The sequence below is a fragment of the Mucilaginibacter sediminis genome, from assembly GCF_051903035.1.
Lineage (GTDB): Bacteria > Bacteroidota > Bacteroidia > Sphingobacteriales > Sphingobacteriaceae > Mucilaginibacter.
The window spans coordinates 4,616,295-4,642,193 of record NZ_CP170602.1 but is presented as its reverse complement, the minus strand read 5'-3'; the positions used below and the strand labels follow the sequence as shown (position 1 = coordinate 4,642,193).

At 43.9% G+C, this 25,899-nt stretch carries 23 protein-coding genes; 8 read left to right on the top strand and 15 right to left on the bottom strand.

Annotated features, from left to right (window positions below):
• The first annotated feature begins 90 nt into the window (after positions 1-90).
• The 5 genes from ACFGVS_RS18950 (at position 91) to ACFGVS_RS18930 (ending at position 6,196) form a co-directional block, all read left to right on the top strand.
• On the top strand, positions 91-816 hold the full coding sequence (locus tag ACFGVS_RS18950) for a YebC/PmpR family DNA-binding transcriptional regulator (protein WP_090651649.1): 726 nt from the start codon (positions 91-93) through the stop codon (positions 814-816).
• 190 nt (positions 817-1,006) lie between these two features.
• Positions 1,007-1,222, top strand: coding sequence for a DUF2442 domain-containing protein (locus ACFGVS_RS18945; RefSeq protein ID WP_090651542.1), 216 nt, complete (start codon positions 1,007-1,009; stop codon positions 1,220-1,222).
• An 89-nt stretch (positions 1,223-1,311) separates the two neighbouring features.
• Entirely contained in the window at positions 1,312-2,313 is a 1,002-nt protein-coding gene (locus tag ACFGVS_RS18940) for a hypothetical protein (protein ID WP_439695151.1), read from the top strand.
• A 288-nt stretch (positions 2,314-2,601) separates the two neighbouring features.
• A complete protein-coding gene (locus ACFGVS_RS18935; protein ID WP_439695150.1) occupies positions 2,602-4,989 on the top strand; it encodes a DUF2339 domain-containing protein in 2,388 nt (795 codons plus the stop codon).
• Complete coding sequence (locus tag ACFGVS_RS18930) at positions 4,958-6,196, top strand: hypothetical protein (RefSeq protein ID WP_439695149.1); 1,239 nt, start codon at positions 4,958-4,960, stop codon at positions 6,194-6,196. Before ACFGVS_RS18935 ends, ACFGVS_RS18930 begins: the two co-directional genes overlap by 32 nt.
• A gap of 109 nt (positions 6,197-6,305) precedes the next feature.
• On the opposite strand, the gene ACFGVS_RS18925 is transcribed toward ACFGVS_RS18930, so the two are convergent.
• The 4 genes from ACFGVS_RS18925 to ACFGVS_RS18910 form a co-directional block, all read right to left on the bottom strand.
• Complete coding sequence (locus tag ACFGVS_RS18925; protein WP_439695148.1) at positions 6,306-6,809, bottom strand: hypothetical protein; 504 nt, start codon at positions 6,807-6,809, stop codon at positions 6,306-6,308.
• A 217-nt stretch (positions 6,810-7,026) separates the two neighbouring features.
• Complete coding sequence (locus ACFGVS_RS18920) at positions 7,027-7,956, bottom strand: TIGR01777 family oxidoreductase (RefSeq protein WP_439695147.1); 930 nt, start codon at positions 7,954-7,956, stop codon at positions 7,027-7,029.
• A 4-nt stretch (positions 7,957-7,960) separates the two neighbouring features.
• Positions 7,961-8,779, bottom strand: coding sequence for a DCC1-like thiol-disulfide oxidoreductase family protein (locus ACFGVS_RS18915; RefSeq protein ID WP_439695146.1), 819 nt, complete (start codon positions 8,777-8,779; stop codon positions 7,961-7,963).
• Between the two features lie 142 nt (positions 8,780-8,921).
• A complete protein-coding gene (locus tag ACFGVS_RS18910) occupies positions 8,922-11,723 on the bottom strand; it encodes a PKD domain-containing protein (protein WP_439695145.1) in 2,802 nt (933 codons plus the stop codon).
• A gap of 392 nt (positions 11,724-12,115) precedes the next feature.
• Here ACFGVS_RS18910 and ACFGVS_RS18905 point away from each other — a divergent pair, with 392 nt between their 5' ends.
• Positions 12,116-12,808, top strand: coding sequence for an OmpW/AlkL family protein (locus tag ACFGVS_RS18905; RefSeq protein ID WP_439695144.1), 693 nt, complete (start codon positions 12,116-12,118; stop codon positions 12,806-12,808).
• 157 nt (positions 12,809-12,965) lie between these two features.
• Here the strand turns inward: ACFGVS_RS18905 and dnaA are convergent, their stop codons facing one another.
• The 3 genes from dnaA to ACFGVS_RS18890 form a co-directional block, all read right to left on the bottom strand.
• The gene (dnaA, locus tag ACFGVS_RS18900) at positions 12,966-14,393 is read right to left on the bottom strand and encodes a chromosomal replication initiator protein DnaA (RefSeq protein ID WP_090651550.1); all 1,428 of its coding nucleotides are present in this window, start codon (positions 14,391-14,393) and stop codon (positions 12,966-12,968) included.
• 433 nt (positions 14,394-14,826) lie between these two features.
• A complete protein-coding gene (locus ACFGVS_RS18895) occupies positions 14,827-16,371 on the bottom strand; it encodes an acyl-CoA mutase large subunit family protein (RefSeq protein ID WP_439695143.1) in 1,545 nt (514 codons plus the stop codon).
• 6 nt (positions 16,372-16,377) lie between these two features.
• Positions 16,378-16,908, bottom strand: coding sequence for a hypothetical protein (locus ACFGVS_RS18890; RefSeq protein ID WP_439695142.1), 531 nt, complete (start codon positions 16,906-16,908; stop codon positions 16,378-16,380).
• 93 nt (positions 16,909-17,001) lie between these two features.
• Between ACFGVS_RS18890 and ACFGVS_RS18885 the strand changes: the two genes are divergently transcribed.
• Complete coding sequence (locus ACFGVS_RS18885; RefSeq protein ID WP_439695141.1) at positions 17,002-17,349, top strand: HesB/IscA family protein; 348 nt, start codon at positions 17,002-17,004, stop codon at positions 17,347-17,349.
• 274 nt (positions 17,350-17,623) lie between these two features.
• The gene (locus ACFGVS_RS18880; protein ID WP_439695140.1) at positions 17,624-18,862 is read left to right on the top strand and encodes an ABC transporter permease; all 1,239 of its coding nucleotides are present in this window, start codon (positions 17,624-17,626) and stop codon (positions 18,860-18,862) included.
• Between the two features lie 105 nt (positions 18,863-18,967).
• Here the strand turns inward: ACFGVS_RS18880 and ACFGVS_RS18875 are convergent, their stop codons facing one another.
• From ACFGVS_RS18875 to ACFGVS_RS18840, 8 genes are all read right to left on the bottom strand, one after another.
• A complete protein-coding gene (locus tag ACFGVS_RS18875) occupies positions 18,968-19,435 on the bottom strand; it encodes a phosphatidylglycerophosphatase A family protein (RefSeq protein ID WP_439695139.1) in 468 nt (155 codons plus the stop codon).
• A gap of 111 nt (positions 19,436-19,546) precedes the next feature.
• The gene (locus ACFGVS_RS18870) at positions 19,547-20,365 is read right to left on the bottom strand and encodes a TerC family protein (protein WP_439695138.1); all 819 of its coding nucleotides are present in this window, start codon (positions 20,363-20,365) and stop codon (positions 19,547-19,549) included.
• A gap of 37 nt (positions 20,366-20,402) precedes the next feature.
• Entirely contained in the window at positions 20,403-21,365 is a 963-nt protein-coding gene (locus tag ACFGVS_RS18865) for a hypothetical protein (RefSeq protein ID WP_439695137.1), read from the bottom strand.
• Between the two features lie 426 nt (positions 21,366-21,791).
• Positions 21,792-22,934 (bottom strand): toxic anion resistance protein, encoded by a 1,143-nt coding sequence (locus ACFGVS_RS18860; protein WP_439695136.1) that lies wholly within the window; start codon positions 22,932-22,934, stop codon positions 21,792-21,794.
• A gap of 93 nt (positions 22,935-23,027) precedes the next feature.
• Positions 23,028-23,642, bottom strand: coding sequence for a TerD family protein (locus ACFGVS_RS18855; protein WP_439695135.1), 615 nt, complete (start codon positions 23,640-23,642; stop codon positions 23,028-23,030).
• 5 nt (positions 23,643-23,647) lie between these two features.
• Positions 23,648-24,202, bottom strand: coding sequence for a TerD family protein (locus ACFGVS_RS18850; RefSeq protein ID WP_090651560.1), 555 nt, complete (start codon positions 24,200-24,202; stop codon positions 23,648-23,650).
• Positions 24,192-25,037: a phosphoribosyltransferase family protein gene (locus ACFGVS_RS18845; RefSeq protein WP_439695134.1), complete on the bottom strand. Its 846-nt coding sequence runs from the start codon at positions 25,035-25,037 to the stop codon at positions 24,192-24,194. Before ACFGVS_RS18845 ends, ACFGVS_RS18850 begins: the two co-directional genes overlap by 11 nt.
• Positions 25,037-25,729 (bottom strand): HAD family hydrolase, encoded by a 693-nt coding sequence (locus tag ACFGVS_RS18840; protein WP_439695133.1) that lies wholly within the window; start codon positions 25,727-25,729, stop codon positions 25,037-25,039. The genes ACFGVS_RS18845 and ACFGVS_RS18840 overlap by 1 nt, the downstream gene beginning before the upstream one ends.
• Between the last annotated feature and the right edge of the window lie 170 nt (positions 25,730-25,899).

Here is a 25,899-nt window from a genome sequence, read left to right as displayed (position 1 = left end):
AATCGTATTTTTGCATACGTATTAAAACAGTATTATATTCGCTGCCCGTCCATGGTCTATAGGCTATGGACCATCGACAAAACAAAAGTTATGGGAAGAGCATTTGAATTCCGCAAAGAAAGAAAGTTTAAGCGCTGGGCCAAAATGGCGGTGCAGTTTACCCGTTTAGGGAAAGAAATTGTAATGGCCGTAAAAGCAGGCGGTGGCGATGTAAACACCAACTCGCGCTTACGTACCGCGGTACAAAACGCCAAGGCCGTAAATATGCCTAAAGACCGCGTGGAAGCCGCCATAAAACGTGCCAGCAGCCGCGACGAAAAAGATTACGAAGAACTTGTATATGAAGGTTATGCGCCTTACGGCGTTGCCGTTTTGGTTGAAACAGCTACCGATAATACCAACCGTACCGTTGCCAACGTGCGCAGTTATTTTACCAAATATGGCGGCTCGCTTGGAAAAACCGGCTCGTTAGATTTTATTTTTACCCGCAAATCGGTATTCACCTTTGAGCCGGGCGACCGCGACCTGGAAGAATTAGAGTTTGAACTGATTGATGCCGGCCTGGAAGACCTGTTTGTTGAAGCAGATGAAGAAGGAAAAGACATCGGCGTTATCCACACCGCGTTTGAAGATTTTGGAAAAATGCAGAAAGCGCTGGAAGAAGCCGGAGTTGAAGTAAAATCGGCCAAACTGGAGCGTGTACCGCAATCATTCCATGAAGTAACCGAAGAACAGGTGGTTGATATCATGAAACTGATTGACCGTTTGGAAGAGGACGACGACGTACAGGCGGTGTACCATAACATGGCGGAGTAAACTTTGATTTGAAAATTTGAGGATTTGAAAATTTGAAGATGGTTTGATAGGGTAGTAATTTGAAGACGGCCTGATAAAGGCGGAAATTATTTTTAAGCGCTGATACTTTTTTATTTTCAAATCCTCAAATCAATAGTGCTTTTTTCATTTTCAAATTGACACATCTTCAAATTCTCAAATTAAAAGAAACATGCCACTATTCAGCTCACGTAAGGAAGAAAAGAAAGTAAAGGTAAGCTTTGCTAACGGCCTGCTTTTTGTAGAAAAGCCCGATGGTAAGCAGCAAGCTTTCCCGCTGGAGTGGTTCCCCAAACTGATGAACGCTACCGACGAGGAACGTGACGACTGGAAACAAACAGATAAAGGCATCCACTTTAACCAATTGGATGTGGACGTGACTTTATAGGCGATTTGAAAATTTGAAGATGTGTCAATTTGAAAATTAATGAGCTCATTTTCAAATCTTCAAATTTTCAAATCTTCAAATTAACACATATGCTATTCGAAGAGTTTTTTAAAAAGAAAAAGATTGACCTTGCTGCCTTACAAGTAGCCGAGGGATCATTGTTTTCGGAATTTAAAGATCACTTTGAGCAAATGGGCGAGAAAAGTTTTGATCATACCAAAAAATACTGGTTCAATAAACTAAGGCGCCGGTTTCCGTTGGCCCCCGAAATTAAAACCGAACGGTTACACATTGCCAATCCTTTGGCCGAACAAACGATTACCGATGGTTTGACAACACCCGCAACACCATCTCCAAAAGTTGGTTTTACACCAAAATTCGGGGCCACAGCCGTACCACCAAAACCTGTTGAAGAAAAGCCTGAAGAAAAGACACCGGCAGGTGCATCAATACCATCTGAAAATACAACACCCAAACCAGCATTTAAACCACGTTTTAACCCGGGCATGGTGAAACCCAAGCCGGTTGAAGGTGCAGATGCTATTGAACAAAAAACGGATGTTGCAGGCGGAGCGGCTACACCGCCTGCAGATACACCTGCTGCGAAGCCTCCCGGTTTTACACCACGGTTTAACACGGCAATGGTGAAGCCAAAACCTGCTGAAGAAAGCGATGCCCCTGCGGATAAGCTGGAAGTAAAAGAACATCCACCTGCACCAGCCGCTGAAACGCCTGTTGCCAAACCCGGCTTTAAGCCACGGTTTAACGCGGCAATGGTGAAGCCAAAGCCTGCCGAAGAAAGCGATGCCCCTGCTGATGAGCCGGAAGTAAAAGAACAGCCACCTGTACCAGCTGAAACGCCTGTTGCCAAACCCGGCTTTAAGCCACGGTTTAACGCGGCCATGATGAAGCCAAAGCCCGTTGTAGAAGAAGATGTAACTCCGGCGCCCGAAGTAAAAACCGAACCCCTTGCACCATCGCCACCTGAAGCAGAAAGCGCCGGGCCCGCCACAGAAACGCCTGCCGCTAAGCCAGTTTACAAGCCCAAATTCAACATGAAAAACCTGCCGAAAAAACCGGACCAGGAATAGTTTTCCCGGTAAAGTATGCTGTAAACTTTCCTGAAGTTATGAAAATGCAAATGGTGCATATCGCAACGCGGGGCTAAAAGAATAACCTCACCCTTTGTGCGGCGTAACCCGGCGGGTGGTCGGCCGGCGCTGCGTAGCCGGCGTTCAAACTGATGTTGATGTAACCGCACTACATTCTGCCTGTCGCAGTTATGCGTCTTTGCGTTCAGGAACAAACCCCTCTTAATTATTAAAAACACGTATTAATATCATAATTCCGCTATCTTTAATTTTAATAAACCTAAGGCTATGGATTTTTTTATCGTTGTTTTACTCATATTGATTATTGTTTTAATTGTAAACAACAAAAGCAGTGTTGGCCGCCATATAGAAGCGCTTGAAAGCCAGGTACTGGAATTAAAGCGGATGATTGAACATTTACGGGTATCTAAACTGACGGAAGAACCTCCCAAACGCGAAGAGGTTGCTAAACCTGTTATCAAAGACATTCCCGTTATAACGGCCCCCGAACCTCCTGTTTTACCGGTTCCACCAGTAATAAAACCTGAGCCGGAACCTGTTAAAGTTGAAAGACAACCCCAAGTAATCAGCGATAGCATACCTGCTATTAACCGCCCCGTAAAAACAAACGCACCCACCCCACCGGTACCCGAACAGCCACAACTTTCCTTTTTTGAACGATACCCCGACCTGGAGAAATTCATTGGCGAAAACCTGGTTAATAAAATAGGTATAGCCATATTGGTGCTGGCCATTGGCTACTTTGTAAAATTTGCTATTGATAGCGGCTGGGTTGGCCCTGCCGGCCGTGTAGGCATTGGTATTGCCTGCGGCGCTATATTGGTAGGTATTGCCCATTGGTTACGCAACAGTTATAAAGCGTTCAGCTCGGTATTGGCCGGTGGCGGTTTGGCCGTGTTTTATTTTACCATAACGCTGGCCTTTCACCAATTTCACCTGTTCAGCCAAACCGCGGCATTTATTATCCTTATTGTTATTACCATTTTTGCGGTGCTGCTTTCATTGCTATACGATAAGCAAGAACTTGCGGTTATTGCCCTGGTTGGTGGTTTTGGCAGTCCGTTTATGGTGAGCACGGGCAAGGCCAATTACGATGCTTTATTTATTTACCTGCTTATACTGAATACCGGCCTGCTCATCATTGCCTATTATAAAGCATGGCGGGTGCTCAATATCGTATCTTTCGCGTTTACGGTAATTGTTTTTGGCGGGGTTGTGTATACACTTACGGCGCCAACCTATCACTACGGGTTAATTTACGGCAACATATTTTATGTACTTTACTTTGCCATCAATGTGGCCAATAACGTTAAGGAGAATAAAAAATTTATCGGGTCAGATTTCAGCATCCTGCTAATTAATACCGGGCTTTATTTTGCGGCAGGCTTGTACCTGCTCACCGCAATGCACCAGGAGCAATTCCGCGGGTTGTTTTGCATTAGTTTGGCAGTAGTAAATCTCATCCTGTCATACATCCTGTTCCGTAACCGCAAGGTTGATACCAATGTATCGTACCTGCTTATTGGCATTACGCTCACCTTTATATCGCTGGCTGCGCCTATTCAACTGCATGGCAACAGTATTACCCTGTTCTGGGCTGCCGAAACCGTGGTGCTTTACTGGCTATATCTCCGTTCGTCAATCAAATTAATGAAGCTTACCTCGCTTATTTTATGGATAGCCATGTTGCTAAGCCTGCTGATGGACTGGTCCCAGATTTACCCCGATCACCTTATTAAGCTTACCATTATTGCAAACAGGGGCTTTATTACAACACTGGTAGCCGCCATCAGCTCGTTCCTGTTATCGGTGCTGGTAAGCCGCGACGAAAGTGACGACACCGGGATAAAATTCAGCAAGCATATATTCAGCACCGTAGGGCTGGCGCTGTTATTTTTAAGCGGCCTTGTCGAGATTAACCACCAGTTTTTAAACAGGTATCCAGATACATCGCTCAATATATTGTACATGATGTTGTATACGCCGGCTTTTATATTGGGCTATTACCTCGTATCGTTAAAAGTAACGGCAATTCAATTTAGTAGCAACATCCGGATAGCCATACTTTGGGTTTGTATTATCATATACCTGGTTTTAATGCCGCAGTATTTTGGCTTATTAGCAGATATCCTCACCGGCAAAAAAACGCCATCGGGCCATTTTGCAGCACACTGGATAAGCGCCGTGCTTATCGGCCTGTTATTTTACCGTACCATTCGCCTTTGCCAAACCACTATGGACGAAGGGATGAAAACGCTTTTCACCTGGATCCTGAGCGCCGGCATTGTAGTGTTTTTAAGCCTGGAGTTTTGCCTGCTGAGTAACCTGTTATTTTACAGTAATATGCACTCCATTGAACGGGTAGAAACGGTGTACGTTAAAACTACGCTGCCTATATTATGGGGCTTGCTGTCTTTCGCCCTTATGTGGCTGGGCATGCGTAATAAAATGCGCACCATGCGGATAGTATCGTTAACCCTGTTTTCGGTAACGCTGCTCAAGCTGTTTACTTATGATATTGTAGATATACCGCAGGCCGGAAAAATAGCGGCATTCTTTTGCCTGGGCGTACTGCTGCTTATTATATCCTTTATGTACCAAAAGGTTAAAAAAATTATTGTTGATGATGAAACTGCTAAAAACAAGGAAGACTAACATTGCCTTAACCGCTTTTTTGTGTGGATTGATGTTTACGGCATCGGCGCAAAAAAGCTTTAAATATGGCGCTGCCCTGCAACAGGTAGATAGTACGGGCTTTTACCGCATCAGCCTGAAACCCGGCTTTGTGGCCAAGGCCGGGAATGACATGGCCGATATCCGCATTGCCGATGCCAAAGGCAACTTTGTGTCTTACATACAGGCCGGCAGCCTGCCGCAAAAAAATCAGCAAAGCTTTGTTGTCTTTAACCGGGTAGATACGCGCCTGCCGGCCGATACAGGCACCACTTATGTAGTTGAAAATAAAACAGGCCTGGCGCTTGATAGGCTGTGGATAAAACTGCAAAATACCGCCGTGCAACGCAAGGTAAACCTGATGGGTAGCGACGACCTGCAGCAATGGTTTGCCATACAGGAAAACATCCCCTTGCAGGAGGCAGTACAAAACAGCGAAGGCTCGTACCTGCAATTGCTCTCGTTCCCGGCCAGCAGCTATCGTTATTTGAAAATGCTGGTAAACGATAAAAACAAAACCCCTATTAAGTTTTTGCAGGCCGGTATTTATACCGAATATGCCAAAACGCTGGCTTATACACCCATCCCCTCGCTTCGGTTTACGCATGCCGACAGCAATAAAACCACCTTTATCAGCATAAAACTAAATGATAATTACCAGGTAAATAAGCTGCATTTAAATATCAGCGCGCCTAAATACTTCAAACGGAACATAACGGTGTACCAAATTATTGGCGGTTATAAAGAAGTTATTGCCGAAGCTGAATTAAACTCAACCAAAAACAACGACCTGCTGTTTTCTGCAAAGGCCAGCCAGCTGTTACTACAGATAGCCAATGGCGATAACCAGCCATTAACCATTACCGGCATTGATGCCTATCAAACCGACCAGTACCTGGTAAGTTATCTTGACGGCAAACAAAGCTACCGCCTTTTAGTGGGCGATTCGACCGCACAGGCGCCCGAATACGACCTGAAGTTTTTTGCCGATAGTATAAAGGACAATATTCCAACCATTAGTCATGGCGCTGTTGTTAAAAACAATACTGTTTTGCAGGCCCAGGTCAAAGCAGGCAAGGATTATACGGTGTTGATTTGGGTAGCCATTATAATTGCTTTGGGGCTTTTGCTACTGCTTACTTTGAAAATGACAAAAGAGGTGGGGAAGAAAGTGGGGGATGATGTTTAATTATAGACGTTTATTCTGTCCCGCGATCTGCGTCCTCACAGATCGCCATCATTCATTTGATCCGGCGGGCTCGGCAATATACCCGTGGGGACACAGGTATTGGAGGGAATTAATTACTGAAATTTAGCACTTCTGTTTTAAGATAATGCTCAATTATCTGTTTGGCCTCTTCTATATTTTGTATTCCTACCTGTATTTTTTCACCATTTTTAAATATAATCTGAATACCATTATTAGCTTTTAAGTTATAACCCATGCCGTTTTTTTGAGTGCTTCTTAATCTTAAAAAGCGATCTCGTACAAACACCTGGTCAATATTATCCCATTTACATAGAATTTCAACCTTTGAAGGCTTCTCCTTCAGAAAGATGCCTTGCTCGTCAATTTTTATAACCAAGCTTTTAAAAAATACATATGTATCCACCATGATCATAATAACGCATCCACCAAAAAGTCCAATTCCTATACCAGCCGGGATAGAATTAACCGGTGCGATTAATGAATAGGCAAGTCCTGCAACAAAAACTACCGATAGTATAATTGCGATAAACTTTGCCCTTGGACTATCGAATTTTTGAGTTTCGGTAAATATCTTATCTGAATTAAAAGACATTATCTTTTTAAATAAGTTGGTTGAAGATATGTAAAACGTACCGAAATGAAAAGGCCACCCGAAAAGATGGCATAAAAGGTGTTAGAAAGAGGTGGCTTGCTTCTCCGATCTGTATCCTCACAGATCGATGTTATCCGGTTGATCTGGTAAACCGACAGCATAGCGGCAAGATGCCTGTGAGGACACAGGCATCGGGGAAGGCATCGGGGAAACATTCCTACCCCCTTATACTCAAAATATCATGTATCGCATATTCCGCCTTTTCATACTGAAACGTAAACCCGGCATCCAGTAAGCGCTGCGGTTTCACCCAGCGGCTTTTTAATATCAGTTCCGGCTCTGTACCGATAACCAGGGCGCCAATCTCCAACAGCCATTGCGGTGCCGGCAGGCCAACAGGCATGCCGTAAGCTTTGCGGATGTGCTGCATAAAATCGGCGTTCTTTTCGGCATAGGGTGCGGCGCAATTGTAAACGCCTTCCGTTTCGGGATGATCAAGCAAAAATTGGGTGCTGCGGGCTACATCGTGCTCATGCACCCAGGCAAGGTATTGTTGCCCGCCGCCTTGCCGGCCTCCCATTCCCATTTTTACCAGGTTGAGCAGGCGCGGAAAAACACTGCCGCTGCGACTAAGCGCGATGCCCAGGCGCAAAGCTATTTTACGGGTGTGAGGCGTTTCGCACTTAAAGAAAGTGCTTTCCCAGATGTTGCATACGTCGATACTGAACCCGTAACCTATCTCGCCGGTTGCTTCGTCCTGCGGATGGTCTTCGGCGTGGCGGTAAATGGTGGCAGAGGTAATGTTGATCCACAGTTTTGGCGGATCAACCATTTTATGGATCACATCGCCCAACAGTTTGGTAGGTATAATACGTGAGGCGATGATTGCGGCCTTGTTCTTTTTGGTATAGCGGCAGTTTACGTTTTTACCACAAAGATTAATAAGCATATCGGCGTGAATGAGCTGCACCGTCCAGCCGTTTTCTGTTTTGCCATCCCAAACCACCGTGCGGATGTTGCCGGCAGCCGGGGCTTGTTTGCGGGCCAGGATAATTACCTCATCGGCCAAATCTTTATAATATTGGGCCAGCACAGTACCCAGGTAACCATTGCCACCCGCCAATACTATCTTTTTGTATGCTTTCATGATGTCAGTTTAGGATAAGGATCAATAAAACAATGCGGTAAATTACCCAGCTGATGGTCATACCCCAGCCCAATTTCAGCAGCTTTGTACGGCGGATGTGCTCTAAAAACATCAGCCCGGCCACCCCTATAAAATACAGCGTGTACATTAACGGCCCGGGATGAAACCAATGGTTAACAGCAAGCGGGATAAGCAGCAGCAAACTGCCGGCAAAAGAGATAGTCATCATGTTGCCCAGGTAGGCCCAAAGCTTGTTTTTGGCATAGGTGCTGACTATAATGGCCTGGAAAATGATTTGTCCGCCGCAAATCAGGTATTCGCGGTAAGCATTGCCCGGCGGTACCATGCCCACCAGCAAATGCGCATAGCGGGTTAATATATACGCGGTGCAAAACCAGGTAAACAGCAGGTAGGCTATCCGGTAATGGAGTTTAAAAGAAGGTTTGTAAGCAAAGTCCGTATCCTCATGAACCGGCGGAATGATAACCCGCCTGTTGTAGGAGATAAAAGCATATACCTTACTCATCAGCCAAACAAAAGGTTTAAAAGCAAATAAGGGTGTAAATACCGGCCAGGCGTTGCCCAATATTTTAAACAGGCTTTGGATGCCATAAGTAACCTCGCCGCTTTTTAGGTTGATAAGGGCTATTTCGTTAACGGCACGTTGCCTGTCATAAACCGGGCAGGTGTTTTGGGGCATGGTCTGGTAGGCGGCCCGGCCGCCATTATCAAGCATGCCGGTTTTTACAAAGGCTTTGGTATAAACACTGCACATGGGGCATTCGGCATCAAAAAGGATCATGTGGTTGTTAAGCGTTTTCATTGTTGCGGGTATTGTTGTTGATTAACAATACAAACATACAGTTTATTTTATATTTTCAATAATTATTGAAAATATAAAATAAAAAACAAATAGGTTATTTTTTGACTTTCAGATACTTTAATTTTTAACCTGTTTTTGCAAATTACCTGACGATAGTCAACGACCCCGACATGGTACTCCTGCCATGTTTGGGGTTGATGATATAGTAGTATACGCCACCGGGCACGGCTGCACCATTGTAGGTTCCATCCCAGGGGACAGCATACCCTACCGAAGCAAATAACCTGGCGCCGTAGCGGTTATAAACTTCAACCGTGCAGTTAGTGTAGGTGTTCAGGTATTTGATATTCCATTGGTCGTTAACGCCATCGCCATTGGGCGAGAAGGCATTAGGTACCACCGGCCCCTGCAATACCGAAACATTCACCTGCCCGCTTACCTGGCAGCCCGAGTTGTTGGTTACCGTGAGTGTATAGGTGATATCGTCGGTAGGTGTAACCGTTGGGTTTAACAAAGTAGCATCATTAAGATAAGTTGCCGGCGACCATAAATATGTGAGGCCGGTACCCGTTGCAGTAGCCGGCAGCTTGGCAGTTCCGCCCGATAATACTGTTATATCTGGCCCCGTAGTAATAACCGGGATAGGATTTACCGTAATAGCCTGGCTTGCCGAGACCGGGCAGGAATTTGTGGCTGTATAAACATAAGTTATAGTAAAAGTGCCTGCCCCTGCTGCAGCCGGATCAAACAAACCAGCACTGCTTACCCCTGTGCCCGAGTATACACCCGTACCGGCTACCCCGGCAGTTTCCTGGGCGGCCAACTGTACAGTGCCGCCGTTAACACATACTGCCGATGGCGCGGTAAATGTTATATCGGGTACGGCAAGCAGCGTAATGGTTTTATCCATAACGGATACACAGCTACCGCCAGAATAAGCTACCATGCGCACCTGGTAGTTTTGCGTGGCCGGGGTATGGAAAGCCGTATAGGTGTGGTAATATAGCTTGCCGTAGGCCGGGCTTTCGTCGGTTTCAACTGTGCCGGGGTTATTGCCATAATCATAATACCACTCTATTTTGGTAATACTGCCAAAATCCACAGTAGAGGTGTTGGTGAAGCTTACCTGCTGATCGCTGCACAGCGCCGATGAATTGGCTACAGTAAATGATGCTACCGGTATGGATCCATTTACGGTAAAACTTTGGGTGATGGTGGATGTACAGCCACTTGCCGATGTTACCGTAAGCGTAACCTGGTACACCGCCGCCCGGGTATATTTATGCGACGGGTTTTTCAGGGTGGATGTATTGGGATTGGCGGTAGTTGCGTTGGCATCGCCAAAATTCCACAAATAGGTAAAACTACCGGTGGTGTTATCGGCAATAGTGCTGTTATCTGTAAACGTAGCCGATGCATCGGCCAGGCAAACATCGGGCATACTGAATGCCGCTACCGGCAGCGGACTTACTGTAAGGCTTTTTGTAAGCACAGCCGTACACCCGCCCGTATTGGTAATGGTTAGCTTTAAACTATAAGTGCCTGCATTGGCGTACAGGTGAGTAAAAGCTGTATTGGTGGTTTTGGTTTCGGTTGTGCCGTCGCCGTAATCCCAAAGCCAGGTTGTAATTGTACCCGTGCCTGTTGTTGATTGATCGGTAATGGTAACCGCCTGGGTTAAACAATCGGGCGTGGTAAAGCTGAACGCCGCTACAGGCAACGCATTAATAGTTACGGTTTTGGTAGCAACCGACGGTGTGCAGCCAGTATTGCCTGCTACGGTAAGTGTTACTGTATAAGTGCCGGTTTTAGCGTAGGTATGTGTAGGGCTTTGTAATGCCGATGTTTGCCCGTCGCCAAAGTTCCAGGCCCATGATTGTATGGTTGATCCGTTGGTTACCGAGGCATCGGTAAATACATTTGCCGTGCCCAGGCAGGTTTGATTGGCAACGGTAAATGCGGCTACCGGCGCCGGGGTAACTGTCAGCGTTAAATTATTGGATGCCACAACGCAACTGGCCGATGTGATATTTGCTGTTATAGCCGAAACCAGGCGGTATAGGTAGGTACCGGCCGTGGTAGGTGCGGTTATAGTATAAGTAGTTGCTGTGCCAGCGGTGCTTAGGTCTGTCCATGCGCCATTGGTATATACCTGTAGTTTTTGCACATAGCCGCTGGCCAGCGTACTGGTGGCCTTGATGGTATAGGTTTGTGCCGAGCCCGCACAAGTGGTTTCGGTACCTGTGGTTGAACCGTTGAAAGCCGCCGAAACCGTTGATCCGTAAGGACTAAAGGTAATGTCATCTACCGCAAAATCGTTACCCTGAGTGCCGCTGGCGTTACTTACCAGTTTAATTACTACGTCGCCTGTACCCGCTGGTAAGGTAAAGTTTGCGGTGTAATTATGCCATACGTTACCGGTAGGTACATCGCCGGTTGATACGCCGGTACCTAATTCGGTTACACCATCTGCAGCGTAAATATGAAAAACCATATTAGGCAGTATGCCGCCGGTTGATAGTACGTTTTTTATCCAAACGCCAAACTGGTATTGGGTATTGCCGCATAGTCCGGGTACGGTTCGGGTATAAACTGTGCCGGCCTGTACGTTGCCGTTTACCACCATCATATAGCCGTTGGTATTGCCAGTTGTTTCGTAGTCGTGATCATAACTCGTTACAAAGCCGCCGTGTACCGTAGTATTACTTTGGCTGGTTATGGTGTAATAGTTTTCGCCAATTTGCCCGCTTGCGCTGTAAACATAAGTGGTAGATCCCGAATCGGCCGACAGCGCGCCCGCTCTGGAGGCGGTGCCCGATCCAAAGGTTATTTTAACAACCGGATCGCCCAGGCTTTGTGCCCCGGCCCGGCGGAATGAAAACAGGCTGAACAAAAAACATGCGATAAGGGCAAGCAACTTGCCGGGTTTTAAAGTAAACAACATCTATAAGCACAATTAATTATGGGTGAATTGGCGCAACAATACCAGCTGAGTAAGCGAGCAGCCAATTTGTACTAAAGATGTTGTAACAACGGCGTATTTATAGCGATGTATCGATTAACGGGCTATTTCAATCGGTAAATGAAACACAACATCACAACATTTAAACTATTGCAGGTTTAAGCATTGGGTAATTTTTTTGCTGGTTTATGCAGCCGATAGTAAACGGTTAATCAACGGTATGCGCGCCTTTTTAGGTGCATAAGTATGCCGCTGTAAAATTAGCGGTCAACCATCTAAACAGCCATGATTAGTATCATTTTGCTTCATGGCGTTAGGCATATTTAGATATTTTGAAGCAAATACCTTTGACCTGTAATTAAAAATTAAACAACATGAACAAATTATTATTATCCGTTTTTTCAATATTAATGATAACCTCTTTAAGGGGTTTTGGTCAACAAAAAAATGAGTGGGACGTACGCGTTCGCGGCGTATATGTTGCCCCGCAGGAAAGCGCAGCTATTGGTGTAATTGGCGGCGGTATCAATATTAGCAAGGTTGTTATTCCCGAAATTGACTTTACGTACTTCTTTATGAAGGATTTTTCGGCCGAACTGATATTGGGCACATCAAGGCATAAAGTAAACACCACGGCCTCAAATTTAACGGCTATTGGCGGTAGTTCGTCTGCCGATGTTACGTTGGGCAAGGTTTCGCTGTTGCCGCCAACGCTTACACTGCAATATCACCTGCCAACGGGTACTGCATTTAAACCATACTTAGGCGCAGGGGCCAACTATACTATTTTTTATAATGCCAACGCAGGCGGAGTGGTAAAAAACGTTAGCTATCAAAACAAATTTGCCTTCGCCACGCAGGCGGGATTCGATTATGATCTGAATAAGAAATTCTTTTTGAACATAGATGTTAAGAAAGTGTTCTTATCAACCAACGCCACCGTTGACGCATCAAATTTAACACCGGCATCAAATCCGGAACTGGCGCCTGCACTTGCCGGTATCAAAGCTGATGTTAAAATTAATCCGTGGCTTATTGGCATTGGTTTTGGCGCCCGGTTTAAATAAAAATCAGGTAACGATATCAACAAACAACTAATTGCAACCATCGCAGGCAACCATGCTTACGGTGGTTTTTGTATTTATATTATATGTTGGTTTTTTATCAACAAAAAAGCCCTGCATGTTGATGCAGGGCCCATCGTAATATGATTTAACAGGTCGGTTAGGACATTTTTAGTTTCTTTTGGATGTCGGCAACGTAGCCTTTGAACTTTTTATCGGTATCAATCAAATCTTCTACTGTTTGGCAGGCATAAATCACAGTAGAGTGATCGCGGCCACCAAAGAAATTCCCTATTGATTTTAATGAACTTTTAGTATGCGCTTTGGCCAGGTACATCGAAATTTGACGGGCCTGCACAATTTCGCGTTTGCGGGTTTGCGATTTTACCATCTCGATAGGTACTTCGAAGTATTCGCAAACAAGGCTTTGGATATACTCCATCGAAATTTCTTTTGATGAGTTCTTCACAAAGTTTTTCAACATTTGTTTAGCAAGGTTCAGGTCAATTTCCTTGCGGTTAAGAGTTGATTGTGCCAGTAATGATACCATTGCGCCTTCCAGTTCACGTACATTGTTATCAATATTATGGGCTACATATTCAATAACATCGTTTGATAGTTCGATACCATCCTGGTAGATCTTATTTTTAAGGATAGCCATACGGGTTTCCAGGTCGGGGATCTGTAAATCGGCCGACAAGCCCCATTTAAACCTTGATAACAGGCGTTCTTCTAAACCAGCCAAATCCTTTGGCGCTTTATCTGATGTAATGATCAGTTGTTTGCCGCTTTGGTGCAGGTGGTTAAAAATATGGAAGAAGAAATCCTGTGTTTTTTCTTTACCGGCAAAGTTGTGCACATCATCCATAATGAGTACATCAATGGCCTGATAAAAGTTAACAAAATCGTTAATGTTATTATGTTTAAGCGCGTCTACAAATTGCTGTGTAAATTTCTCGCACGATACATAAAGTACCAGTTTATCGGGCAGTGAACGTTTTATTTCGTTACCGATGGCCTGGGCAAGGTGTGTTTTACCTAAACCAACGCCGCCATAAATCATTAACGGGTTAAATGAAGTACCACCAGGTTTCGCAGCGACTGCGTAACCTGCCGACCGGGCCAGGCGGTTACAATCGCCTTCAACAAAATTTTCGAAGGTGTAGTTTCTGTTCAGTTGCGGGTCAACATTTAACTTTTTGAGGCCGGGTATCACAAAAGGATTTTTAATGTCCTTATTAATAGAGATAGGGATCGGCATCGATTGATTTTTTGACTCGGCTCCATTTCCGTTCGAAGGCATATTAGTTGTATAGGGTTTACTTGATGATGATTGCTCAACAACAATATTGTACTCTAAACGTCCTTCATCGCCCAATTGTTTTTTAATCGTTTTGCGTAATAACCCTACGTAGTGCTCTTCAAGCCATTCGTAAAAAAACAAACTTGGTACCTGTATCGTCAAGACACTCCCTTCCATTCTCAAGGCTTTTATCGGCTCGAACCAGGTTTTAAAGCTCTGGGCCGGTATGTTGTCCTTTATGATCTGAAGACAGCTATTCCAAACGTTAGTACAAGTTTTTTCCATGTATATATAAGTAATTATTTGATTTCCAACCCCTCAGTCAACTTCTTTCGGGACTGTTACGGAACATCAAATGTGTCCAAAAAAAGTGTATAAAAAAATTAAATTTTCACTTTTTTAACATTTCCCAAGTTATCAACAAAAGTTGTTTTTAAGTATAAAATTTGTATATAACGCAATGTTTTGTAATAAAAAACGCAATTGAATTATTTTAAAATTAATTTTTCATTTTTTGATTAATACATTAAAAATCACCGAAATAACGCCATTTTTTTTGCGGCTATTTGGCAAAATAAAGGCAATTATTTGGCCATTTTAGCCTTTTGCGTTGCACTAAAAACTAAAGCACTGGTTTAATGCTTATTAAAAATAAAAGCTGTTCGTTTGTTAATTATGGCACAGTACCCGTACAAATTCTGAAGCCTAACCCGCGGTACTAATATTCCCCAAAAACATCACGCAGTATATCCGCGATTTCTCCTAAGGTAGCATAATTTTCAACCGAAGATACTATAAAAGGCATTAAGTTTTCGGTGCTTCTTGCTGCTATTCTTAATAGTTGTAAAGTTGTTTCAACAGCCTGGTTGTCCCTTTTGTTTTTGAGTTTTTTAATTTTTTCTATCTGGGTTTTGCGTATGGAATCATCAACCCTGAACACTCCCGAGGGAGCGTTTTCTTGTTGGGTAAATTTGTTTACTCCTACAAGAATTTTTTCGCCGTTTTCAATATCAATTTGGTACTGGTATGCCGATGCGGCTATCTCCTGTTGAATATAATCCTGCTCTATGGCTTTAACAGCGCCGCCCATGGCCTCTATCTTATCCAGGTATAATTGCGCGGCGGCTTCGATCTCGTCGGTCAGGGCTTCTATAAAATATGAGCCCGCCAGCGGGTCTACGGTATCGGTAACGCCGCTTTCAAAGGCGATGATTTGTTGGGTGCGCAGCGCTATTTTAGCCGCGGCCTCCGTTGGCAGGGATAGTGCTTCGTCATAACCATTGGTATGCAGCGATTGTGTGCCTCCTAATACTGCGGCCAAAGCCTGGTTGCTTACCCTGATGATATTATTAAGCGGTTGCTGTGCGGTTAAGGTTGATCCACCAGTTTGGGTATGGAAACGCAGTTTCTGCGCCCCGGCATCGGTTGCCCCTAATTCTTTGGTAATATGCGCCCACATTCGCCGTGCGGCCCTGAACTTAGCTATCTCCTCGAAAAAGTTATTATGGCAGTTAAAAAAGAAAGAAAGGCGCTTGGCAAATACATTAATGTCCAGCCCTTTTTCAAGTGCCGCCTTTAAGTAGGCTTTACCATTGGCCAGGGTAAAAGCCAGTTCCTGTACCGCCGTTGAACCCGCCTCGCGAATGTGGTAACCGGATATGGATATGGTATTCCATTTGGGCACCTCCTTGCTGCAATACTCAAATATATCGGTAATTAACCGCATGGATGGCGTGGGCGGGTATATATAGGTACCGCGCGCGGCATACTCCTTTAATATATCGTTTTGAATGGTGCCCGAAATCTGACTTAAATCTGCTCCTTGCTTTTTTGCTAACGCGATGTACATGGCCAGCAAAATAGCAGCAGTGGCATTAATGGTCATGCTGGTGGTGATATCCTTTAGCTGGATGCCATCAAACAATATCTCGATATCTTCTAACGAATCGATGGCGACGCCAACTTTGCCTACCTCGCCTTCGGAAAGCTCATGGTCGCTATCATAACCAATCTGTGTAGGCAGGTCAAACGCTACCGAGAGGCCATTGGTGCCCTGGCTTAATAAATAGTGATACCGTTTGTTTGATTCTTCGGCCGTTGAAAACCCCGCGTACTGGCGCATGGTCCAGGCTTTGCCCCGGTACATATCTTTTTGGATGCCGCGTGTAAAAGGGAACTGGCCGGGCAGTTCGTCCATTTTGGAAGGTTCGGTGTAAACCTCCTTTATTTCGATACCCGATGTGGTGCTGAATTTTTTAGCCATCGTGGTTTAAAATAATTCTTCCAGGTCCTGTCGTACCAGGTTAACGGCTATCTCATACGGATCATCTTCCAGCTGACTTAGGTGGATGAGCACCGTTTTGCTCAAATCCATTGCGGTGGCGTTTTGGGGAAGTCCTTTCACCGCGTTGTTCACCAGGCTCAGGGTATCGTCCTTTACTCTTTTCATCACAGTCCAAACCCGACTGCTTACATAAATTTGCTGGGTAACATTGTGCTGAAACTCGGTACGGATCTCGTTAACAATAACAATATGTAAATCGGCAGCCGAAAGGCCGCCCGCATTAAGGCGGATGAGCATATTGGCCGGGTTAATACGATCAATAAATAACACAACACGTTCATAAGCCTGTAACCGCAAAGGCAGCGTCTGGCTGCTTACACTGCGCTTAAGCTCCAGCAGCTGTACCTGGTTTTGTTTATCAAGATAGGGCTTAACCAGGTAAAAGGCTATCCATATAACACCGGCGCCGGCTATTGTAAACTTTAAAATATCAAGTAAATATTGGGTTGTAAGCATGGTTATTAAAATGTTATACAGAGGTCATAAAATAGCTGTGGATGTAAAAATCCACATTTTACCTTATATTTGTATAGTTAAATATAAAATAAGATGAGTACTGCTGTTGAAATTTTGCCGGTATCATTTACACCGGGCGCCGTTAAGGAACTTTTTAAATTGAAGGACCAGCAAGAGATTGGCGATGAATTTGGCCTGCGTGTTGGTGTTGAGGGTGGTGGCTGCTCGGGTATGAGCTACGTACTGGGCTTTGATCAGAAAAAAGATGGCGACCAGGAATATATTATTGACGGCATAAAAGTATTTATGCACAAAGCCCACGGGATGTATCTGATGGGCATGCAAATAGATTTCCAGGATGGCTTAAATGCCCGTGGCTTTACATTTAACAACCCTAATGCAGCAAGCAGCTGTGGTTGCGGAACATCGTTCTCGGTATAAAAATAGAGTCAGGAGTTAAGAACAAAGATTCAAGACTAACAATATTTAAGAAAAGCAGTCAGGTATAAAGTAATGTAAATTTGTAATTTTATTACTTACGATATTTAGGCAACTCGATGAGTTGCCTTTTTATTGGTGTGCAAAATAGCGTGAGTCTTATCTATGGAATCCATCATTGCTGTTTTTATTGTTAAACGTATTTACTTTTAAATCGCTGTAACAAACCGGTAGGCTTGTTAGTCATATAACTGCTTATTATTACATAATTACGCCCATGCCGGTAAAAACCTCTTACAGAGAAAATATTTCGATAGCGTTACAATCCATTGCCGGTAACAGGTTACGTACATCGCTTACGGCTTTAATTATTGCCATTGGCATTATGGCACTGGTGAGTATTTTAACAGCAATTGAAGGCATCAGGCAATTTACCAACGATGCGTTTGCCGATTTGGGGGCTAATTCCTTCACCATCCAAAACCGGGGCGAAGGGTTAAACTTTGGCAATGGCGGCCACCGTAAAATGTACCCGCCCATTACTTATGACCAGGCCGACCGTTTTAAAAAGACCTTTAAACTGCCCGTTACCATTGCCGTTAATATTGATGTTACAGGCACCGCTGTTGCTAAATTCGGCAGTGAAAAAACAAACCAGAATATCTCGATATCCGGCTCAAACGAAAACTACCTGGCCACCAGCGGCAAAAAGCTTTCTTTCGGCCGTAATTTTTCAACTTCCGAACTTGAGCACGGATCAAACGTGGTGCTCATTGGTGATGAGATTAAACAAAAACTTTTTAAACACTCCGACCCGGTTAACCAAAACGTTTTTATTGGCGGCAACAAGTATAAAATAGTAGGCGTAATTGCTTCAAAAGGGTCAAGCTCATTTGGTGGCGACAAGTTTTGCATTATCCCGATATTAAAAGCCAAGCAAATTGACACCAATAAAAATGCATCCTATACGGTTACTGTTAAAGTGAAAGGCCCCGGAGCTTTGGATGCTACTATTGGCGAGGCAACCTCGCTGTTTAGGAATGTGCGCAGCCTGAATGTGGCCAGTCAGGATAATTTTGAAATATCACGAAGCGATTCGATCCAGAAGGAACTGTCCGGTCAGCTGGCGGGGATTACTGCCGGTGGGTTTGCCATTAGTATCATAACCCTCATTGGCGCTGCTATAGGCCTCATGAATATTATGCTGGTATCGGTAACCGAACGTACCCGCGAAATTGGGGTGCGCAAAGCCATCGGAGCCACGCCTGCCGTAATACGTAAACAGTTTTTAATTGAGGCCATAGTAATTTGCCTCATAGGCGGGGCCGCGGGTATTGTATTAGGTATGGCTGCCGGTAACGTTATCGCTGTTCAGATAAGCGGAACTTTTGCCGTGCCATGGGGATGGCTAATATTCGCGGTTGTACTATGTACATTCATCGGGTTGATATCTGGTTACTACCCGGCTAAAAAAGCCGCAAAGTTAGACCCGGTTGAAGCCCTGCGATACGAATAAGCTGAAAGCGGGAAAAAAAAATGGACAACCCACTGTAATTCTTATCATAATAAAAATGCCGCAAGTAGTTAACAAGCGGCATTTTGCATTAATATCTTTTTTAAGTTAGCAGGTAAATTTAAGTCTGAAGACAATATAAACCAGCCAAAGCACGGCGTTGGAATATACGCCTGCCAGCACATCGTCCATCATTACGCCGGTACCGCTGGGCAGGGCTTCCATTTTACGGATACCAAGCGGTTTAACGATATCAAAAAAGCGGAACAGTACCAGTCCGCCCAATAAAATGTAAAGGTTTTGCGGCAAAAACAATACCGAGATGAGCATACCGGAAACTTCATCTATTACCACGCGCGAACTATCTTCGCCCCAATCAGGTTCAACCTTGTTGCTCACGTATACACCCCAAAGGGTGATAACGATGGTTATCGCCAGCAAATAGAACGGATTTTGTAAAGCAGGACATTGCCATAACAGCCAAATGCCGCCACAGGTAACTATGGCTGCATAGGTACCCCCGCCTTTTAAAAAACCGATGCCGAATATGGAAGCTATTATTTTGTTGAAGTTCATTGGTATTCGTTCATTTGTTCACTGGTTCATTTGTTCATTGGTGCGTAGTTTGTTAGACTAACTTATTGCCTGCCACTTTTGCCAACTGCTAACTGAAAACTGCCAACTGAACTACTGCTTATCTAAAACATCTTCCGCGGCCTCGGCTACCTCCGGTTCGATGGTGTGGCGTTTGGGAAAGTTGAATAGCAGCGATGTTAATACCGGTATAATGAATATGGCTACGGTAAATACTGATGTAACTATATCGGCTCCTTCGCCTTCCATCATCTTAGAGAAACCTGTTTCGGGGTAAAAGTGGATGTATAATGATGCTGATAATTTTAAGCCCAATACCCCTATCACAATAAATGCCACAGTTTCCAGGAAGGTAAATTTTTCCATCAGCTTAACAAAGGCCTGGGCAACAAAACGCATAGCCAGTATGCCGATGAATACACCTATATAAATCAAAACCACATGATCTGTAAAAGCAACAGCAGCGAATACGTTATCGATAGAGAACGCCAGGTCCATTAATTCAACCAGCGCAACGGTGGCCCAAAACACCCCAAATACACCCACTGTTGATTTATATAACCAATTTTTGCTTTTGTCAACTTCCTCCTCTTCGCCGCCCGCGTTTGCTGCCTGAATTTTACCTTTAAAATAATCAAAGCAAAGGTATAACAGGTATAAGCCGCCAATGGGTTTTAACCACCATATTTTTACCAGCCACGCGGCCAGGAAAAGGCAAACGCCCCGTAGTACATACGCGCCGATGATACCATAACGTAAAGCTTTTTTACGCTGATCTTTCGGAAGATCGAGCACCATAGTTGCAAGCACAGCAGCGTTATCTACAGATAGCAAACTTTCTATCAGGATCAGGTTTAAAATAATGAGCAGGCCCGCTTTAATATCGGGGCCTAATATTGTATGTAAATCCATATAAACAGGTAATGTATTTTTGTTAAGGTTAAATAAACTAAATTAAATCGGTATTGAGCATGCTTTTTAAAATATTGGCTTGCACGTCAATATTGCTGATATTATCCAGGAAGGTGATATCCGAGATCTTTTTATAATTGTCGGCAAGCAGGGCGGCAATTTCTGATGGCATGTGCGCTTTCATCGCAGCGGCATTGCCTTCAAGCCTGTCGTTCTTGTCTTTCAGTTCATACATCAGCCGCTCTTTTTTCGACATGTTGGTGGTCATATCCAGCCCCGCTATTTTTGCAACGTCAAAAAACACAAACAGGTTATCGCCGGGGGCATATATAAAATACCTGTCGGTATCAATAAACTTGTAAACCTCTATTACCTGTGCGCCCGATTTCAAACCGCAATAAAACTCTGTTTTAAAATCATATTTGCACAACACCCCCATTAGCTTACGCTGAATTTTGGCGTATTCATTTTTGTAAACGTCCGTCAGATTAAAGGCCGTAACTTCTTCCATCAGATCGGTGCTGATGGTGTAAAAAAAATCAGCTGCAAACCGCGAACTAAACGCATTGATGTTTTTAGACAGCGGGTTTTCTGTTGAACTATCCGACAATACCTGGAACAGCTTACGTAGCGATAAATTGATCTTGAGCGCCTGCCTTTGCTTTTCGAGGTTGAAATTTGCCAAGGTATAAGTTGGGTCGTTCAGCCGTTCAATCATCTCGCGGTTAATCTGTATCTCGTCAAACAACAGGCTTACGTTGGTCTCGTTATTTTTTTTGATCTTGCGAAGCAGGTCGATAAGGCTTTGGGTAAACTGCAGGTGGAACAGGTCGAGTTTATTGATATCCAGCTCGGGATTGGCCTCAAACAGCTTATGGATCACCTGGCTGCGCAGGTAAATTTTATAAATCATATCGTCGCCAAAAAATACAGAAAGCAGTTGCAGCTTACTGAGCATCCGGTTACTCTGATTTAAAATATTTAACCTGTTTTCGTCCATGAATCAAGTACAAATTTACGAAAAAAGAAACCCCACCCAAACCCACCCCTGAAGGGCAGGGCTTTAAAAGAAAATCGCCTGTGTCATGCAGGCGATGGGGAAATTATGTCATTGCGAGCGCAGCGCGGCAATCGCGAACTATGTATGGTGTGTAAGATTCGCGATTGTTACCTTCCTTAATCGTTACCTTCCTTAATAATAACGTGTTTGTAAGTTATAGACTGCCACTATCAAATATCCGTCATTGCGAGGCACGAAGCAATACTCTACATGCTAAGTCCGACATAGTTCGGGATTGATTCGTACCTCGCAATGACGGTAGTTTAAAGCATTCGTTTAACTATTTCCCTTACACGTCATAACGATTTTTTTCAGCTTTTACCTGATAGATACGCGCATCAACATAAAGGGACAATATGGCTTCGCTTACGCGTTGGTCACATGCTTTTTCAACTCTGTTTCCAGATTCTGCAATTCTGTGTTTAACGTTTTGCGATTGGCAGTACCTTCATCGTGAATGCGTTTTACCTCGGTAAGGGTTTCAATCAGCGATGCGGTTGTGCGTTTCAGGGTATCCAGCGATACTACCGTTTTCTCATTCTCGCGGGCAACATCAATGCTATTTTGTTTCAGCAGCTCGGCATTTTTTTGCAGGATGGTGTTGGTGGTGTCCGAGATCTTTTTCTGCATCTCCACATTTTCCTTCTGGCGGTTTAGGGCAACAGCTATTGTAAGCTGGTTTTTCCAAACCGGGATGGTGGTTGATACGATAGATTGCGCTTTCTCGGCTATGGTAGTGTTATTACTTTGCACCACACGTATTTGCGCCAAAGATTGCATCATGATAAACCTTACCACCTTTAAATCGGCCAGGCGTTTATCCAGGCGGTTCACAAAATCGCGCAGGTCGGCAATTTCGTAGTCGTTATAGGCCGATGGGTTGGCATCCATTTGCGCCAATTGCTCATTTAGCTCATTATATTTTAACTGACCGGATATGATCAACTCCTCCATCTGGTGAATGTAGGTTACGTTGCTGTCAAACATGGTTTGCAACGAACTATTGTCCTTAAGCGAGTTAACACGACCTGCCTTGATCTTATTGGTGATCTTATCGATGTTGTTAATCACCGTATCATACTTCTGGAAAAGTTTTTTGGCATCAAACACCAGCTTTTTCATGAAAGGAATATGCGAGATGAAGGAGGTGAACGCGTTTTGGTTAAGTTCATCCACGTCAATATAATTCAGTTCGGTAAGCAGGTCGTTTATCAGTAAACCAACTTCGCCGGAGTTATAGGTACGTACTGAAGTTAAAAAGTTGTTACTATACTTCTCCATCGAAGCCTGCACATCGGTTCCATAGTTAAGGATGGAGTTAACATCTTTAGGGTCGAGGGCTTTGGCCACCTCACTATATTTTTGGACTTCGGTTGGTGTAATGTTGGCTAAGTCTACATTTCCTTCCTTATCCAGCAATTTTACAGGAGTTGTTGTTCCCGGAGCCGGAGTTATATCCAGGGTAACCGGGGTTATATTTATCGGGTTGTTATTTGGTGCGCCTTCCATTTTCTTGAGTTTTAAGTTATAATCTGAGGTCTGATTTCTGAGGTCTGAGGTCCGATCTCAGGCCACAGACCTCAGAACACCGACCACAGAATATTATAAATAATTATTGGTAACAGTTTTAACGGTTTCTTCCAGTTTGCGGTCGCGGGTTGGTTCGCCAATGGCATTAAATTTCCAGTCGCCGTTCTTTTTGTAAAAAACGCCCATCACCATGGCAACGTGGCCGGCAAAATCTTTGCTGTGTGCAATATCATAGGTAGCAAACACTTCGTTTACGCGGGTTGGCGTACCTTCATAAATGCGGATAGACGCAAAAGGAATGGTGCCAAAATCCTGCCCACGGAAACTGTTCAGCATAAATGCCACGTAAGTTACCGATGCAGGCAAACCCGGAAGGTTTACAGTAATTACTTCATTGTCTATACCGTCGTTGCCATTTAAATCACCGGTAAGATCATCTCCGCTATGTTTTACCGAACCATCTTTTGATTTTAAGTTGCCGAAGTAGATCACATCTATCAGGCGTTTACTTTCATCAAACAAAGCACAGCTGGCGTCAAGGTCAACCGCTTCTTTGGTTACGCCAAAGCCAAAAAGACCTTTTTTTTCAATAGCCCCCCAGTTTATGCCCACGCAAACACTTTCTAATTTATTACCGTTACTTTTCTCGAGACTGATGCGTTGTCCCTTTTGAAGATTAATTGCCATAGCTGTTATTGATATTTGTTTAAATAATCCTGCAGGCCGCCTTTCATGCCAACGCCAACAGCTTCAAATTTCCAGTTGTTATCTTTTTTGTAGATGCGGCCAAACTCAACAGCGGTTTCTATCGAGAAATCTTCTTCCAGTTCATACTTCAAAATATCGGCACCTGTTTCGGCATCAAATATCCTGATGAAGGAGTTGCGTACCTGGCCAAAGTTTTGTTTACGCGCCTCGGCCTCGTGAATAGTTACCACGATGCAAATTTCAGAGATTTTAGCATCAGCCTTTGATAGATCGACCTTTACCTGCTCGTCATCACCATCGCCCGCGCCGGTAAGGTTATCGCCGGTATGCTCAACTGCGCCATCCGGGGATACCAGGTTGTTATAAAACACAAAATATTCGTCGGCCAGTAATCTTTTATTGTCGCCCAAAATAAAAACAGAGGCGTCTAAATCGAATGCGCTGCCTGTTGATGAGCTATTGGTATCCCAGCCCAGCCCGATGGTGAATTTAGGGGCATGGATGCTTTCGCGCTGGCCTTTTTGCAAATTAATTGCCATGTTTAATCAGATTTTTATTGTTTATAAATAGGTTTTGGGTAATAAAGTTAAGGTTTTGGGCGTAGGCATCAATAGTATGGTAACCATTGCCCAAAGCCATATCATATAGCAAGTTTACAAAATCCATCGCTTGGTTTTGTATAAAAATGCTAAAGCAATCGGGATTATAATTTAATATGTATTTAACTATGCGGGTATTAATGGCAAAACTGCTGCTTTGAATAATAGGCTCCAGGTCGAAAATGGTTTTTACCTGGTGATAGTTTAAAAAATTTTCGATGTTGGGGTGGATGTTTTTATTCACCAGTTCGGCAAAGTAAAGCATGTAAATATCATTGCTTAGGCCGTATGCATTCACCATTTTCATGATCATGCGCTCGTGGCTGCCGGTTATTTTAATATCATCCAAAAATATCAGCGTTTTACCGGTCAAAAAGTCCTTATCAATATGGAACGAATCGTTACCTATCAGGTTCATCCTTTGCTTAGCATCGAGCTCACCATAATCCTCTTTATAAGTAATAGTTCGGTGTACCTTGGTTTCCTGCACTACCGGGTAGCCATGTTGTGCCAGCCAGCGGTTAAGCCCGTAAACAAACCATGTTTTCATGGCAAAAGTAGCCGTCGGGATAAACGAATAAGGGCTCGATATCACCACAATTTGTTGCGTTATTGGTTGGGCCAACAGTACTTCTGCTATAAAACCATCAATCAAAGCGCTGCCAAATTCACGGGCTACCGCTTCATCGCCAAATTTGAAACGGCTGTAGCTATCCGGGCAAAAGCCGAAGTTACTATCGTTGCTGATGTGATGTAATGAGTAGGTAGTGTTCATTAACTTAATAAGGCTAAAATAGATTGGTTGTTTGAGTTGATGAGCAAACTTTTTATGCCCGCTGCATGGGCGCCTTCAATATCAGCCTTAGGGTTATCGCCTATATGAATGATATCGCTTAAACGAATATCCTTATTTATATTGACCTGTTTGATATTTTGCAACATTAAATTAAATAAGGCAGGGTTTGGTTTCGACATACCCACTTCGTCCGAGTATAGCTGAAAATCAAAGTAATCGCTCATCTTTAACTCCGCCAGTACCTTTCTTAATGTTGCCCCTTTTATAAAACCGGTATTGCTTAACAAACTAAAGGTACTACCTGTTTTATCTTTTAGATGCTGCAACGTGGAAATTGTTACAGGCGAGTATACCAGCGGCATGTAATAGAACAACAGCTTCTCCATATTCAGGTACAGTTTGCCGATATCAATATCCGATAAGCTAAGCTGGTTGTCATTAATCAGGCTAATCACCATCAGGTACATCTCATCGGCATCAATGTTTTTGCCTGTACTTTCGTTTACGGCGTTGCACATTAAATCAACCTGCCTGAAAGCTTTGGCCACCTCGTCAATACTTTTACCCATCGGGTTAAAATCCCGGTGGAAGATTTTGGTACGCTCTATTTTAAAATAAGGGTTTGATTTAATCAGCGTAAGCCAGAGATCGAAGGAGTAGTGTTGATACATTGCAGGCGGTGTAGGTTGTACGTGATACGTTGTAAGTTATACGTTTTGCCCGAATTGGCAAATATAGATGTACAACCAAATTTCAATATTGTTAGCTGTTCTAAATAAAGGTTATACGCGATATGTTGTAAGCTATACGTTTTTTTACCAAACAGGCACATACAACGTAT

Excerpts from the sequence above, each read along its gene's own strand:
- dnaA (WP_090651550.1), bottom strand. The coding sequence starts at position 14,393 with ATGGAAAAAACTTGTACTAACGTTTGGAATAGCTGTCTTCAGATCATA.
- ACFGVS_RS18855 (WP_439695135.1), bottom strand. The coding sequence starts at position 23,642 with ATGGCAATTAATCTTCAAAAGGGACAACGCATCAGTCTCGAGAAAAGT.
- ACFGVS_RS18910 (WP_439695145.1), bottom strand. The coding sequence starts at position 11,723 with ATGTTGTTTACTTTAAAACCCGGCAAGTTGCTTGCCCTTATCGCATGT.
- ACFGVS_RS18895 (WP_439695143.1), bottom strand. The coding sequence starts at position 16,371 with ATGGCTAAAAAATTCAGCACCACATCGGGTATCGAAATAAAGGAGGTT.
- ACFGVS_RS18870 (WP_439695138.1), bottom strand. The coding sequence starts at position 20,365 with ATGGATTTACATACAATATTAGGCCCCGATATTAAAGCGGGCCTGCTC.
- ACFGVS_RS18920 (WP_439695147.1), bottom strand. The coding sequence starts at position 7,956 with ATGAAAGCATACAAAAAGATAGTATTGGCGGGTGGCAATGGTTACCTG.
- ACFGVS_RS18930 (WP_439695149.1), top strand. The coding sequence starts at position 4,958 with ATGATGAAACTGCTAAAAACAAGGAAGACTAACATTGCCTTAACCGCT.
- ACFGVS_RS18860 (WP_439695136.1), bottom strand. The coding sequence starts at position 22,934 with ATGGAAGGCGCACCAAATAACAACCCGATAAATATAACCCCGGTTACC.
- ACFGVS_RS18915 (WP_439695146.1), bottom strand. The coding sequence starts at position 8,779 with ATGAAAACGCTTAACAACCACATGATCCTTTTTGATGCCGAATGCCCC.
- ACFGVS_RS18940 (WP_439695151.1), top strand. The coding sequence starts at position 1,312 with ATGCTATTCGAAGAGTTTTTTAAAAAGAAAAAGATTGACCTTGCTGCC.
- ACFGVS_RS18845 (WP_439695134.1), bottom strand. The coding sequence starts at position 25,037 with ATGAACACTACCTACTCATTACATCACATCAGCAACGATAGTAACTTC.
- ACFGVS_RS18905 (WP_439695144.1), top strand. The coding sequence starts at position 12,116 with ATGAACAAATTATTATTATCCGTTTTTTCAATATTAATGATAACCTCT.
- ACFGVS_RS18890 (WP_439695142.1), bottom strand. The coding sequence starts at position 16,908 with ATGCTTACAACCCAATATTTACTTGATATTTTAAAGTTTACAATAGCC.
- ACFGVS_RS18945 (WP_090651542.1), top strand. The coding sequence starts at position 1,007 with ATGCCACTATTCAGCTCACGTAAGGAAGAAAAGAAAGTAAAGGTAAGC.
- ACFGVS_RS18885 (WP_439695141.1), top strand. The coding sequence starts at position 17,002 with ATGAGTACTGCTGTTGAAATTTTGCCGGTATCATTTACACCGGGCGCC.
- ACFGVS_RS18880 (WP_439695140.1), top strand. The coding sequence starts at position 17,624 with ATGCCGGTAAAAACCTCTTACAGAGAAAATATTTCGATAGCGTTACAA.
- ACFGVS_RS18950 (WP_090651649.1), top strand. The coding sequence starts at position 91 with ATGGGAAGAGCATTTGAATTCCGCAAAGAAAGAAAGTTTAAGCGCTGG.
- ACFGVS_RS18865 (WP_439695137.1), bottom strand. The coding sequence starts at position 21,365 with ATGGACGAAAACAGGTTAAATATTTTAAATCAGAGTAACCGGATGCTC.
- ACFGVS_RS18850 (WP_090651560.1), bottom strand. The coding sequence starts at position 24,202 with ATGGCAATTAATTTGCAAAAAGGCCAGCGCGAAAGCATCCATGCCCCT.
- ACFGVS_RS18840 (WP_439695133.1), bottom strand. The coding sequence starts at position 25,729 with ATGTATCAACACTACTCCTTCGATCTCTGGCTTACGCTGATTAAATCA.
- ACFGVS_RS18875 (WP_439695139.1), bottom strand. The coding sequence starts at position 19,435 with ATGAACTTCAACAAAATAATAGCTTCCATATTCGGCATCGGTTTTTTA.
- ACFGVS_RS18935 (WP_439695150.1), top strand. The coding sequence starts at position 2,602 with ATGGATTTTTTTATCGTTGTTTTACTCATATTGATTATTGTTTTAATT.
- ACFGVS_RS18925 (WP_439695148.1), bottom strand. The coding sequence starts at position 6,809 with ATGTCTTTTAATTCAGATAAGATATTTACCGAAACTCAAAAATTCGAT.